Origin of the sequence: Rhodanobacter caeni, from assembly GCF_039523575.1 — a bacterium.
Lineage (GTDB): Bacteria > Pseudomonadota > Gammaproteobacteria > Xanthomonadales > Rhodanobacteraceae > Rhodanobacter > Rhodanobacter caeni.
In genome coordinates this window covers 162,487-174,777 of record NZ_BAAAFO010000001.1, presented here as the reverse complement: position 1 = coordinate 174,777, position 12,291 = coordinate 162,487, and the positions used below count along the sequence as shown (strand labels likewise).

General features: G+C 68.5%; 12 protein-coding genes and 1 tRNA gene. 4 read left to right on the top strand and 9 right to left on the bottom strand.

Annotation, left to right across the window (positions count from 1 at the left end):
* Window positions 1-19: 19 nt before the first annotated feature.
* The 4 genes from ABD017_RS00820 to ABD017_RS00805 form a co-directional block, all read right to left on the bottom strand.
* Window positions 20-96: transfer RNA gene (locus ABD017_RS00820), tRNA-Gln, on the bottom strand.
* 68 nt (window positions 97-164) lie between these two features.
* Entirely contained in the window at window positions 165-1,529 is a 1,365-nt protein-coding gene (ispE, locus tag ABD017_RS00815) for a 4-(cytidine 5'-diphospho)-2-C-methyl-D-erythritol kinase (RefSeq protein WP_343880608.1), read from the bottom strand.
* Between the two features lie 59 nt (window positions 1,530-1,588).
* Window positions 1,589-2,191, bottom strand: coding sequence for a lipoprotein insertase outer membrane protein LolB (gene lolB, locus ABD017_RS00810; protein ID WP_343879250.1), 603 nt, complete (start codon window positions 2,189-2,191; stop codon window positions 1,589-1,591).
* A complete protein-coding gene (locus ABD017_RS00805) occupies window positions 2,188-3,840 on the bottom strand; it encodes a tetratricopeptide repeat protein (protein ID WP_343879248.1) in 1,653 nt (550 codons plus the stop codon). The genes lolB and ABD017_RS00805 overlap by 4 nt, the downstream gene beginning before the upstream one ends.
* Window positions 3,841-4,033: 193 nt before the next feature.
* Between ABD017_RS00805 and hemA the strand changes: the two genes are divergently transcribed.
* Together hemA and prfA are read left to right on the top strand one after the other, a co-directional pair.
* Window positions 4,034-5,305: a glutamyl-tRNA reductase gene (hemA, locus tag ABD017_RS00800; RefSeq protein WP_343879246.1), complete on the top strand. Its 1,272-nt coding sequence runs from the start codon at window positions 4,034-4,036 to the stop codon at window positions 5,303-5,305.
* Between the two features lie 65 nt (window positions 5,306-5,370).
* Window positions 5,371-6,456 carry a peptide chain release factor 1 gene (gene prfA, locus ABD017_RS00795; protein WP_343879244.1) on the top strand — a complete coding sequence of 362 codons (1,086 nt, stop codon included), beginning with the start codon at window positions 5,371-5,373 and terminating at the stop codon, window positions 6,454-6,456.
* 116 nt (window positions 6,457-6,572) lie between these two features.
* Here the strand turns inward: prfA and ABD017_RS00790 are convergent, their stop codons facing one another.
* The 3 genes from ABD017_RS00790 to ABD017_RS00780 are packed head-to-tail and all read right to left on the bottom strand — an operon-like array spanning window position 6,573 to window position 8,620.
* Window positions 6,573-6,839 carry an acylphosphatase gene (locus ABD017_RS00790; protein ID WP_343879242.1) on the bottom strand — a complete coding sequence of 89 codons (267 nt, stop codon included), beginning with the start codon at window positions 6,837-6,839 and terminating at the stop codon, window positions 6,573-6,575.
* A 24-nt stretch (window positions 6,840-6,863) separates the two neighbouring features.
* Window positions 6,864-7,352 (bottom strand): TlpA family protein disulfide reductase, encoded by a 489-nt coding sequence (locus ABD017_RS00785; RefSeq protein ID WP_343879240.1) that lies wholly within the window; start codon window positions 7,350-7,352, stop codon window positions 6,864-6,866.
* Window positions 7,349-8,620, bottom strand: a complete 1,272-nt coding sequence (locus ABD017_RS00780; protein WP_343879238.1) for a YihY family inner membrane protein — start codon at window positions 8,618-8,620, stop codon at window positions 7,349-7,351. The genes ABD017_RS00785 and ABD017_RS00780 overlap by 4 nt, the downstream gene beginning before the upstream one ends.
* Window positions 8,621-8,777: 157 nt before the next feature.
* Here ABD017_RS00780 and wrbA point away from each other — a divergent pair, with 157 nt between their 5' ends.
* Window positions 8,778-9,380, top strand: coding sequence for an NAD(P)H:quinone oxidoreductase (gene wrbA, locus ABD017_RS00775; protein WP_343879236.1), 603 nt, complete (start codon window positions 8,778-8,780; stop codon window positions 9,378-9,380).
* Entirely contained in the window at window positions 9,377-9,727 is a 351-nt protein-coding gene (locus ABD017_RS00770; protein ID WP_343879233.1) for a DUF2069 domain-containing protein, read from the top strand. The genes wrbA and ABD017_RS00770 overlap by 4 nt, the downstream gene beginning before the upstream one ends.
* Before the next feature lies 1 nt (window position 9,728).
* Here ABD017_RS00770 and ABD017_RS00765 read toward each other — a convergent pair whose 3' ends face one another.
* Entirely contained in the window at window positions 9,729-11,327 is a 1,599-nt protein-coding gene (locus tag ABD017_RS00765; RefSeq protein WP_343879231.1) for a hypothetical protein, read from the bottom strand.
* Window positions 11,327-12,277, bottom strand: coding sequence for a glycosyltransferase family 2 protein (locus tag ABD017_RS00760; protein ID WP_343879229.1), 951 nt, complete (start codon window positions 12,275-12,277; stop codon window positions 11,327-11,329). Before ABD017_RS00760 ends, ABD017_RS00765 begins: the two co-directional genes overlap by 1 nt.
* Between the last annotated feature and the right edge of the window lie 14 nt (window positions 12,278-12,291).

Below are 12,291 nucleotides of genomic sequence, written 5' to 3'. Positions count from 1 at the left end.
AACCAATGGCCATCATGAATGGCTGGGGCGGCAGGATTCGAACCTGCGCATGCGGGAATCAAAATCCCGTGCCTTAACCAGCTTGGCGACGCCCCAGAAGTTTTAGTTTTCGTTCGTGCTTTGGTTCGATCCATCCGGCAGCCGCAAGCGACTGCCTGCCCGGCTCACGGCGCGCCGCCGTAGCGCGCCAAAGCCCGGTTCAAGGGCGACACGTCGACACCCGCGGCCACCTGCGCCGAGAATGCCGCCGGGCAGCGGCGCGCAATCGCCACCGCCCGATCGAGTGATCCCGTTTCCAGAAACACGCCGCCACCGCTGCCGGAAAGCCGCGCCGCGCCGAAGCCCGCCAGCCAGTCCAGCGCCGCGGCCACCGGAGGATGCCGGGCCCGCACCGCCGCCGTGAAGGCGTTCTCCGTCGTTTCGCCGGAAACAAAGGACGAAATTGTCGCCCGCGGCGCATTTCGTGTCAATTCAGGCGCTTGAAAAAGCGCCGCGGTCGGCACCGGCTCGTGCGGGTCGAGCACGACATGATAGCGTCGCGGCAAGCTCAGCGGCGTGAGCTTTTCGCCGACGCCCTCCGCCCAGGCCGAGCGCCCGCGCACGAACACCGGCACGTCGGCGCCGAGCTGGCGGCCCAGTTCGGCCAGCGCATCGACATCCAGCCCGCGTCCCCACAGATGGTTGAGCGCCACCAATACAGTGGCCGCATCGGAACTGCCACCGCCCAGGCCGCCGCCCATGGGGATGCGTTTTTCCACCGTGATGTCGACCCCCTTGCCGCCATCGACCTGCAGCAGTCGCGCGGCCCGGGTCACCAGGTCGTGTTCGGCCGGCACGCCGGGCGTATCGCTCAGGCGGCGGATCTGGCCGTCGTCACGCACGCGCAGGCGTATCTCGTCGCCCCAGTCGAGCAGCCGGAACACCGTCTGCAGCTCGTGATAGCCATCGTCGCGCCGACCCACGATGCGCAGGAACAGGTTGAGCTTGGCCGGCGCGGGCCAGGCGGTCCAGTCGCCCGCAGCGGGCGGCGGCAAGGCGCGGCTCATGAACTGGCGCAGGTGCTCGGGGAAGCCGTTGTCGCGATCGCGCTGGCGGGCGAAGGCGAAGCCCGGCTCGTTCTTGTCCACCGCCGCGAAACCGTGCCTGGCGTAGAACGGCGCGTTCCATGGCACGTCCGCCAGCGTGCCCAGGTCGACCCGGCGGTAACCGGCCGCGCGCGCCCAGTCGCAGGCATGTTCCAGCAGCGCTGCGCCGACGCCGCGCCGACCATGCGACGGCAGCACGTCGATCTCGGCGATACCGATCGCGCCATCGCCCACGTCGGTATCCAGCCACACGAAGCCCACCGGCTCGTCCGACGCGTCCAGCGCCACCCACACCAGCCCACGGCTGATGGCCAGATGCAGCAGCGCCGGCGGGATCGATACCGCCGCATAGGACGGCCACGCCGGATGGCCGCGGAACAGCTGCACGGCCTTGCGCTCGATCCCGCACAACGCATCGACGTGGGCGGCATCGGCCCGCACTATCCGGCCGTTGTTGCCGTCGCGCGCGTCGAAGCCGGGCGTGCCGCGGTCGCGAACCGCGTTCAGGGAAGTTGCCACGATTCGATCACCAGCTTCACCTTGTACGGCGGTTTGGCGGCGTACAGCTTTTTCGGCAGCGGCGGCTGGTGGCTGGTATCCCATTCGCGATAGTCCACGCTCCACCCGTCCTGCAGCAGCGAGGCCGGCAGCCGGTCGGCGCCGAAGGTGAGTTCGGCCGGACCGCCATCGGCGCGCAGGCCCAGCACCCAGGCGCGCAGGTCGCGCAGCGGCACGTCCCAACCCAGCGCCCGGTGCATCAGCGATTCGGCGTCGCGGCCGCGGATCGGCCCGCCGTCCAGGCCTTCCATCAAGGCCCCATGGTCGTCGCCGCTGAGCCGGAAGCTCTTGCCGGTGACCGGCGCGCGCAGCACGAACTCGTAATGCGCACCGTCCTGGCTCCAGCTGAAATTCCCGCTGCCTCCATCCTTGCCATTGGACACCCCCAGCCGGCCCTGCAACATCCAGCGGTCCAGCGGCGCCAGCGCCTGCTCGCGCGCGCGCTGGTCGGCCAGCAGGCCGGCGTCGCCCTTCATCCGCACGGCGGGCACGCAGGCGGTCAGCAACAACGCCCAGGCCAACAGGGCATAGCGCAACCACCGCGTCACGGTTGCAGCCTTTTAAGGGTGTCGCGCAGCAGGTTGCTGTGCGGGTCGAGCTTGCGCACTTCGTCGAACAATGTCTTTGCTTCCTGTTGCCGGCCCTGTTTCCACAACACCTCGCCCAGGTGCACGCCGACGTCGGTGTCCTTGCGCGATTGCCAGGCGCCGCGCAGCACCTGCGCGGCCTGGTCGAGGTGGCCGAGACGATACTGCAGCCAGCCCCAGGAGTCGGCGATCGCCGGATCATGCGGCTTGGCCGCGCGCGCGACGCGCAGCAGCTCTTCGGCACGGGGCAGGTCGCGGTCGGCGTCGGCCAACGTATAGCCCAGCGCGTTGCTGGCATCGACGTCGCCGGGCTTGATCGTCAGCAGGTGCTCGAAATCCTTCACCGCCTGGTCCACCTTGCCCGCCTCGGCATAGGCCAGCCCGCGCCCGTACAGCAAGGCCGGATCGTTCGGCACCACCTGCAGCGCGCGGTTGAACGCGGCCTCCGCCAGCGCGAAGTGCTGCTCGCGCATGTACAGCTCGGCATCCACCTGATAGGCCTGGCGCAGTTGATCGGGCTGGTCGAGGTAGCTCATCTGCAATTGCTCGAGCAGCTCGTGGGCCTCGGCGACATGGCTTTGCGAGTGCAGGATCACCGCCGTGCGCAGGTCGGCGTCGAACGCGTGCGGATCGTCGTCGCCCACCTGGTCGTACCAGGCCAGCGCCTCGGTATCGCGGTGCTGCGTCTGCGCCAGTTGCCCTAGCAGGTAGGCATTGCGCTGGCGCACCTCGGGCGAGGCCTTGCGCAGTTGCCGATACAGCGCCGCGAGGGCCGGCATGTCGTTGGCGCCCGCGGCCAGCGACGCGCGCAGGGCGTAGGTGTCGGCATCCTGCGGGCCGCGATCGAGCACGCGCAAGGCGGCGGCATCGTCGCCGGCCTTGCTCAACATGCCCGCATAACCCAAGCGCAGCGCGATGTTTTCCGGGTGGCGCGCCACGGCCTGGCGCAGCAGCGCCTGCGCCGCCGCGTGGTCGCCTGCGCGGAATGTCATCTGCGCGGCCCAGGCGTAGGTCTCGGGACTCTTGAAGCGCTGCATCGCCGCCTGCGCGACCTGCATGGCGTAGGCGTGGCGCCCCAGCTTGTCGCCCAGTTCGCTCATCGCCAGCCATGCCTTGGGGTCGGCCGGCAGGCGCGCGGGCGTGGCCAGTTTTTCCAGCAGCCGGCCGGCCTGGGCCTGGTCGCGGGCACCCAGCAGGACACGGCCAAACTGGCGCCAGGCGTCCTTGTCGCCGCTGCCCAGCAATCGCTGCAGTTGGCGGGCGGCCTCGTCGCCATCGCCACGGTCCAGCGCCAGTTCGGCGCGCCCGGTCGCCAGCGCGGCCGGTTTGGCGCCCAGCGATTGCCAGCGGTCCAGCGCGCGCTGCGCGGCCGCTGCGTCGTGCACCGCGGTGGCCAGGCCGGCGGCGCGTTCGGCCACTTCCGGCTCGTTGCTCAGCATCATCGCCTTGCCGTAGAAGCCGGCGGCAGCGGCCAGGTCGGTGCGGTTCAAGGCCATCTCGCCAGCCAGCAGCAGGGCCAGCAGGTCGTGGTCGGCGTCGGGGGTGACCACCACCAGGTGGGCCAGCGGCTGCGCGGGCGGCGGCGGCGTGGCGGCCGGCCGCGAGGCCATCGAGGCGCACCCGCCCAGCCCCAGCGCGAACGCCGAGACTGCCGTAAAATGCCGCAGTTGCTTGAACTTGACCGCCCTGCTCCGCACACTGTTCACCGTTTGTTTGACCGTTTCGCCGTGTCGCTTCGTCCACGGCAGGTGGCATCAAGCTTAGCCTACGCTGCCGTCATTCCCGTCCGGATTTGCTCCGAAAATGCCGCTGATCGCCCTCGGGCTCAATCACCTCACCGCGCCGGTCAGCCTGCGCGAGCGGGTGGCGTTCGACCCGGACGCCACCGCGGCCGCCGTGCGCGCCTTGCGTGGCGAACCGGGCGTGGAAGAGGCGCTGATCCTGTCTACCTGCAACCGCACCGAACTGTATGTCGGGGTGGCGGCCGGTGCCGAGGGTGTCCCGCAGCAATGGCTGAACCGCCACCATCATCTGACGCCCGGCAAGCTGGACGAGTTCCTGTATCGGCATGATGAACAGGACGCGGTGCGGCACATGTTCCGCGTCGCCACCGGGCTCGATTCGATGGTGCTGGGCGAGCCGCAGATCCTGGGCCAGGTGAAGGATGCCTACCAGCAGGCCCGCGCGGCGCAGGCGCTGGGCGCGCCGCTGGACCGCCTGCTGCAGCACACCTTCGCCGTGGCCAAGCGGGTGCGTACCGATACCCGCATCGGCGCGCATACGGTGTCGGTGGCGTTCACCGCCGTGCGCCTGGCCGAGCAGGTCTTCGCCGACCTGAAGCAGGCCTGCGTGCTCTTGATCGGCGCCGGCGACACCATCGAACTGGCCGCGCGGCACCTGGCCGACAAGCAGGCGCGCCGGCTGATCGTGGCCAACCGCACACTGGAAACCGCGCAGGACCTGGCCGCCCGCCATGGCGGCTACGCGGTGGCGCTGGCCGACCTGCCCCAGCACCTGGCCGAAGCGGACATCGTGATTTCCTCCACCGCCGCGCGCACGCCGATCGTCACCCGCGCCATGGTCGAGCAGGCGATGGCCACGCGGCGGCGCAAACCGATGTTCATGGTCGACATCGCGGTGCCGCGCGATATCGAGGCCAGCGTGGCCGAGCTGCCGGACGTCTACCTCTACGGCATCGACGACCTGCAGCAGGTGATCGACGAGAACCGCCGCTCGCGCCAGGCCGCCGCCCGCGAGGCGGATGCCATCATCGACCTGCAGGTGGACCGCTACATGGCCTGGCGCCGCGCGCTCACCGTGCACAATCCGGTGCTGGACATGCGCCAGCACGCGGAAACCTACCGCGACGAGGTGCTGGAAAAAGCCCGCGCCATGCTCGCCCACGGCAAGCCGGCCGACGAGGCGCTGGCCTATCTCGCCAACACGCTGACCAACAAGCTGCTGCACCATCCCAGCGCGCGGCTGCGCGAGGCCGCGCTGAGCGGTGACATGGATCTGCTGCATGCGGCGGGCCGGTTGTACGGGCTTGATCAAGAAGTGAGTGGAGAGGAGTGAGAAAATAGAGAAAGCCGTACGCCGCCACTCTCGTTTCTCACTCCTCTCCACTCACTTCTCTTTCCATGACCCCATCGATCCGCCGCAAGCTCGAAGCCCTGGCCGAGCGTCACGAGGAAATCGGCCTGCTGCTGGCCCAGCCCGACGTGCACGCCGACAACGCCCGCTTTCGCACGCTGTCGCAGGAATACGCCCAGCTCGAACCGGTCGCCACCTCGCTGCGCGAGCACGATGAGGCCGAACGCGAGCTGGCCGATGCGCGCGCCATGCTGGACGACGCCGAACTGCGCGAGATGGCCGCCGACGACGTGCGCCGGCTGGAACAGCGCCTGCGGGAGCTGGACGACGAGCTGCAGATCCTGCTGCTACCGAAGGACCCGCGCGACGAGGCGAATCTTTACCTGGAAGTGCGCGCAGGCAGCGGCGGCGACGAAGCGGCGATTTTTGCCGGCGACCTGTTCCGCATGTACTTGCGCTACGCCGAGAGCCGCCGCTGGCACGTCGAGATCCTTAGTGAACATGCCGGCGAGCACGGCGGCTACAGGGAAATCGTCGCCCGCATCGAAGGCAGCGGCGTGTACTCGCAGCTGAAATTTGAATCGGGCACCCACTGCGTGAAGCGCGTGCCGGTCACCGAGTCGCAGGGCCGCGTGCACACCTCCACCGCCACCGTCGCCGTGCTGCCCGAACTGGACGAGATCGACGACATCGCGATCAACCCGGCCGACCTCAAAACCGACACATTTCGCGCATCGGGAGCCGGCGGGCAGCACGTAAACAAGACCGACTCGGCCATTCGCATCACCCACCTGCCCACCGGCACGGTGGTGGAGTGCCAGGACGAACGCAGCCAGCACAAGAATCGGGCCCGCGCGATGAGCCTGCTGAAGGCGCGCCTGCTCGATGCCGAGCGCGGCAAACAGGCTGCCGAACAAGCCCAGTCGCGTCGTTTGCAAGTCGGTACGGGCGACCGCAGCCAGCGCATCCGCACCTACCGCTACAAGGACAACCTGGTCACCGACCACCGCATCGGCCTGAACCTGTACAGCCTCGCCGAGATCATGCAGGGTGACTTGGGTGAATTGATCGACGCGTTGAACCGCGAAGACCAGGCCGACCAGTTGCAGGCGCTGGGCGCCGGGCAAGCCTGAGATCGAAGAGCACCCCTCCCTGCCTCCCTCTGCAAGCAGGGGGAGGAGCAAAGCAGGCCGCCGCCTTTACTCCCTCCCCTGCTTGCAGGGGAGGGCTGGGGAGGGGTCGCTCTTGGTCAGCCGATCCAAAACCCCTGCAACGCCCGCTCGGGCAAGTCCTCCCTGCTGACACCGTCGACCACCGCCATCGGCGGTCCTTTCGACAGCCAGCGCTCCAATGCTTCGAGCGCCCGCACCGAACCGCTGGCCAGCACCTCGACGCTGCCATCCGCCCGATTTTCCGCTTGCCCGCAGATCCCCAGCATGCGTGCCTGCTCGCGCGTGCTGGCGCGGTAGAACACGCCCTGCACCTTGCCGGTGACGATGAAACGTGCGGTCGGCATCAGGTCGGCATCACGGCAGGCTCGTCAAGGCTGGCCGATCAGCGCGGCCAGCGAGGCCTCGGTCACCGGCCCCACGATGTGCTTGACCACCTTGCCGTCGGGGCCGATCAGGTAGGTGGTGGGCAAGCCGCGCGGCTGGTCGAAATCCTTCAGCGGCTTGTCCAGGGTGACCTGGGCGATCGGATACACCACCGGCCGCTTCGCCAGGAAGGCCTCGATGTCGGCCGGGGCGCTGTCCTCGTAGGCCAGGCCGATCGCGGTAACGTTCTTGTGCGCGGCCACGAAGCGCGAGATGTCCGGCATTTCCTTGATGCACGGCACGCACCACGTGGCCCAGAAATTCACGATCACCCACTTGCCGCGCTGCGCGGCAAGGTCGAAGGCCTTGCCCTGCAGCGTGGTGACCTCAAGCGTGGGCTGGGCGGGCATGGCCGACCAGGCGGGCGCGGCAAAGGCCAGCATCGCGGCGGATATGGCCGTCCATACGGCAGGACGGCAAAAGCGGGAGATCATGCGTTCGGTTCCTCGGTGGCGGCGGCATCGGCATCCTGCGGATAGATCCGGTCCAGGCGTGTGCCCAATGCGGTATGCAGGGTATCGGCCATCACGTCCAGCAATTCAAGCAAGGTGGCGGGCAATTCGATCCCAAGCGCGGCGGCCTCTTCGGCGGGGCGCAACGGCAGCCGGTAGTGGGTGTGGTTGTAGACGCGCAGCAGGTCCGTGCTGTCGAGACTGCGGCTGAGCAGCCAGCCCGCCTCGCCGCGGGCGATCAGGTCGGCGCGTTGCAGGTCGTCGAAATAGCCGGCGATGGCGGCGCTGCGCAGATACGGCTCGCACAACTTCACCTGCGCCGGATCGACCCGCGAACCGTCGCGCTGGGCTTCGATGAAATGGCGCAGCACCACCAGCAAGCCGAGGAACTCTGCGCCCTCGGGCAGCGTCGTGGCCGGCGCGTGGTATTCGTACGCCGACAGCGAGGCGGCGATGGACGCGGCCAGTATCACGATCACCCACGACAGGTAGATCCACAGCAGGAAGATCGGGATCGTGGCCAGCACGCCGTAGATCTGCTGGTAGGTATGCGCATTGCGCACGAACAGCGTGAAGCCCCAACGGGCAATCTCGAACAACACCGCGCCCAGCAGCGCGCCGATCGCCGCATCGCGGCGCGACACGCGGCAATTGGGAATCACCGAATACATCAGCCACAAGGTCACGAACGTCACCACGAACGGCAGCACCACCAGGAACCGCTCGGCGATGCCGGTGCCCAGGTCGTAGGCGCCGTGCAGCAGCGGCATCGCCGTGACGTACGAGGTGGCGGCGATGCCGCCGACCACCAGGATCGGCCCCAGCGTCAACGCGGCCCAGTACAGCAGCAGGCGCGATCCCCACCCGCGCGGCTGGCGCACGCGCCAGATGCGGTCGAGCCGATCCTCGATGCTGATCATCATCGACACCGCGCTGAACAGCATCACCAGGATGCTGATGCCGGTGAGCTTGCTGGCGTTGGCCGCGAAACCCAGCATGGTGCTGCGCACCGCCTCGCCCGCCGCCGGCACGAAATTGTTGAACACGAAGGTGATCAGCGTGTCGCGCGCCGGCTGGAACACCGGAAACACCGAGAACATCGCGAACACCGCCACCATCAGCGGCACCAGCGACACCAGCGTGGTGTAGGACAGCGCGCCGGCCGTCTCGAAGCATTTGTCGTCGACAAAACGCTGCCAGATGAAGCGGCTGAAATTCGAGGTGCGTTCGCGATTGAAGCGCAGGGCCATCGTTCTTCCATCGTTGCGCCGGAGGGCGGCATCGTCGCCACGACCTCCGCAGCCGGAACCTATGCGGACTGAACTCATTGCGACATGCGCCGGTACACTAGCGTATCGCCCATGAACGACCAAAACACATGACGCCCAGCCGCCGGAACCACCGCGCATGAGCCAGGACATCCTGGTGCTCTACTACAGCCGCAGCGGCCACACCGCCCAACTGGCGCGCCTGATCGCGCGCGGCATCGAGGAAGTGGCCGGCATGCACGCGCGCCTGCGCCAGGTGCCGCCGGTGGCACCGGTGACGGAGGTGGCGCAAGCACCCGAACCGGACGAGGGCGCGCCCTACGTCACCCGCGCCGACCTGGCCGATTGCGCCGCACTGGCGCTGGGCAGCCCCACCCGCTTCGGCAACATGGCCGCGCCGCTGAAGCATTTCCTCGATTCCACCGGCGCCGAGTGGGCCAGCGGCGCACTGGTCGGCAAGCCGGCGGCGGTGTTCACCTCCACCAGCACCATGCACGGCGGCCAGGAATCCACCCTGCTGACGATGGCGCTGCCGCTGCTGCATCACGGCATGCTGCTGCTGGGCCTGCCGTTCACCGAAGCCGCGCTGGGCGCCACCCGCAGCGGCGGCACGCCTTACGGCGCCAGCCACGTGGCCGGCGCCGCGGGCGACAACGCGATCAGCGAGCACGAACGCGAACTGGCCCGCGCGCTGGGCCGCCGCCTCGCCGAGACCGCACGCAAACTGGCGGCCGGCGCATGAGCACGACACCGCGATTGCCGCCCGAACAGCGGCTGGGCCTGATCGCCTGGGCGGCGCTGACCGTGTTGCAGCCGGTCTGGCACGCCTGGCTGTTTCCCGCGCAGATCGTGCCGGCGTGGCTGGTCGTGGCGATCGCCACCGTGCCGCTGCTGCTGCCGCTGCTGGCCATCCGCAACGTGCGCCGCGCCTTGCTGTGGGTGGGCATCCTCAGCCTGTTCTACTTCTGCCACGGCGTATCGGAAGCGTGGAGCGCCGCCGACCAGCGTTGGCTGGCGATCATCGAGATTGCGCTGACCGTACTGCTGATCGGCCTGCTGGGTGCCGGCGTGAAGCGCAAGGCGCGCTGAGCTAGTCGGGTATCAGTCGGCAGATGCGCAGATTGCCGGAAGCATCCCTGCCCTTGCGCCGTTGCTCCAACCCGCTCTGCACAGGCGCGCAATCGGTCAGGCGGGAGCCGGGCAAGTACCGTTGCAGCAGCGGCAGATCGTCACCGGCATCGTCGCGCAGCACGGCATAGACCACGCCGGCATGCGCCGCGATTTGCTCGCGGACCAGCGCGTCGAACCGGAAACCCAGTGCGGACCAGGTGAACCAGCTCAGCCCGATGTACCGGTTGTCCTGCGCATGCGGCAGAAACGGAATCACATAGGCATTCGGCTGCCCCACCACCAGCACCAGGCCGCCCTGCTTGACCGCCGGCGGCCGCACATCGAACGCGACATCCGCATACGGCACATGCCCCCAGCCCGGATAGCGGCTGAACCCGGCCAGCAGCAGGAAAGTGCCGGCCATGGCCCACACCAGCCAGCGACCGGGTGCCGCGTCTGCCGGCGTGAACAACTGCAGCGCCGCCAGCAGCAACAGGCCCGAGAGCAACTCCAGCGGCACCGCATAGCGCAGGATCGAAAACAGGCACAGCCACAGCACGTAGGCCGTAGTCACGCACACCAGCAGCAACCGCACCGCCCGATCCAGCGGCCGGCGCCGCAGCAGTCGCGGCAAGCTCACCAACGCCAGCGTCGCCAGCCCCGCCAGCGCATAGCGCGCATCGGCAAAGTTCACCTCGGTAACAAGGTGCTGGTTCTTGCCCAGCCAATACAGCGGGTAAAACAGCCACTGGCCCAGATCGCGCGGCAGATACTGCCGATCGGTGCCGCCCACCGCGGGCGCCCATGGCGAGTGGAACACCTGGTTGAACAGCGGAAAGATCGGGTTGCCGGTGAGTTCGTAGAGCTGCCAGCCCCACCAGCCGTAAGCCAGCACGAAGCCGGCCAGCGCACCGAGGCCGAACAGCAGCGCCAGCCGCCACGCCTCGCGCCGCATGCCCAGCGCCAGCAACAGGCCCAGCGCCAGCGCGGGCGCATAGACCACGGCGGTAGGCTTCAGGCCCGCAGCCAGGCCGCTCAGCAAACCGGCCAGCAACGCGCGGCGCGAGGGTCGCGGCGACGTGTCGGCGCACAACGGCAACAGCACGTACAGGCTCGACAGGGTAAACAGCGCCAGCGGCAATTCGTTGAAGCTGGACCCGGTCTGCGACACGGTCATCGTTCCGGTCACGCCGATCAGCACCGCCCACACGTCGGCCCAGCCGAACGTGCGCCCGCGCAGCGCCGCCAGCCGGATCGCCACGCGAAACAGCATGAATACCAGGCCGCCGTACCACAGCCCCTGCACCGCGGCGAGCAGGCGCGGCCAGTGCTGCAACGGGCCCGTTCCCAGCAGGAAATACGGCATGTCCAGCAGGGGATTGAAGAAGCTCTGCAGACCGGCCGGCGCCAGATCCAGCGTGAGCCGCCCGTGCAGACCGGCCCAGGCGTTGTAGAGGTGGTAGTTCTTCAGGTCCCAGTTGGCGTCCTGGCCGCGCAGCACCGACAGCAGCGCACCAAACGACAGGCACGCCAGCAGGGCGCGCGCGCCCAGGAATTTGCGCCCATCCAGCGCACGCATCAGTGCCGGTCGCTCGCGGTCGGCAGGCCCGGCTGGTTGAGGTACGCCAGGTACTTCTGCTCGCGCCGGCCCAGCGTCACCGTATCGAGCACCAGCCCGCAGACCAGGAACACGCCGCCAAGCAGGCACAGCGATGCGCACAGGATCGCGGTGGGGAAACGCGGCACCAGCCCGGTGGCCAGGTAGGTTTCGAACAGCGGCAGCGACAGGCCCACCGCCAGCAACACGCACACGATGCAGGCCGTGGAGAAGAACGCCAGCGGCCGGCCATTCTTGGCCAGCTTCACGATGGTCAGGAAAATGCGCCAGCCGTCGCGCCAGGTGTTTAGCTTGCTGTGCGAACCCTCCGGGCGGGCGCTGTAGCGGCTGGGCATTTCCGCCACCGGCATGCGCAATTCCAGCGCGTGGATCGCCAGTTCGGTCTCCGTCTCGAAACCCTGCGCGTGGGCCGGAAACGACTTCACGTAGCGCCGCGACATCACCCGGTAGCCCGACAGCATGTCGGTGAACGTGTTGCCGAATATCCAGCCGACCAGACCGGTCAGCAAGCGGTTGCCCCACTGATGGCCGGCGCGATAGGCCTGCGCGTGATCGCTGGATCGGCTGGCCACCACCAGGTCCAGGCGCTCGTCGCACAGGCGCTGGATCATCGCCGGCGCGTCGCCGGCGTCATAGGTGGCGTCGCCATCCACCATCACGAAGACGTCCGCGTCGATATCGGCAAACATGCGGCGCACCACGTGGCCCTTGCCCTGCAGCCGCTCCTGCCGTACTTCGGCGCCGGCTTCGCGGGCGATTCGCGCCGTGTCGTCGGTCGAATTGTTGTCGTACACCACGATCCGCGCCTGCGGCAGGCTGGCGGCAAACGCGCGCACCACGGCGGCAATCGCCACCGCCTCGTTGAAACAGGGAATCAGCACCGCCACGCGGGGCGCGGGAATCTGCGTCATGGGGCGAACACGCC

Coding starts and splice junctions, on each gene's coding strand:
- ABD017_RS00765 (WP_343879231.1), bottom strand. CDS start 11,327: ATGCGTGCGCTGGATGGGCGCAAATTCCTGGGCGCGCGCGCCCTGCTG.
- wrbA (WP_343879236.1), top strand. CDS start 8,778: ATGAGCCAGGACATCCTGGTGCTCTACTACAGCCGCAGCGGCCACACC.
- hemA (WP_343879246.1), top strand. CDS start 4,034: ATGCCGCTGATCGCCCTCGGGCTCAATCACCTCACCGCGCCGGTCAGC.
- ABD017_RS00780 (WP_343879238.1), bottom strand. CDS start 8,620: ATGGCCCTGCGCTTCAATCGCGAACGCACCTCGAATTTCAGCCGCTTC.
- ABD017_RS00770 (WP_343879233.1), top strand. CDS start 9,377: ATGAGCACGACACCGCGATTGCCGCCCGAACAGCGGCTGGGCCTGATC.
- ABD017_RS00760 (WP_343879229.1), bottom strand. CDS start 12,277: ATGACGCAGATTCCCGCGCCCCGCGTGGCGGTGCTGATTCCCTGTTTC.
- ABD017_RS00785 (WP_343879240.1), bottom strand. CDS start 7,352: ATGATCTCCCGCTTTTGCCGTCCTGCCGTATGGACGGCCATATCCGCC.
- ABD017_RS00790 (WP_343879242.1), bottom strand. CDS start 6,839: ATGCCGACCGCACGTTTCATCGTCACCGGCAAGGTGCAGGGCGTGTTC.
- ABD017_RS00805 (WP_343879248.1), bottom strand. CDS start 3,840: ATGGCCTCGCGGCCGGCCGCCACGCCGCCGCCGCCCGCGCAGCCGCTG.
- prfA (WP_343879244.1), top strand. CDS start 5,371: ATGACCCCATCGATCCGCCGCAAGCTCGAAGCCCTGGCCGAGCGTCAC.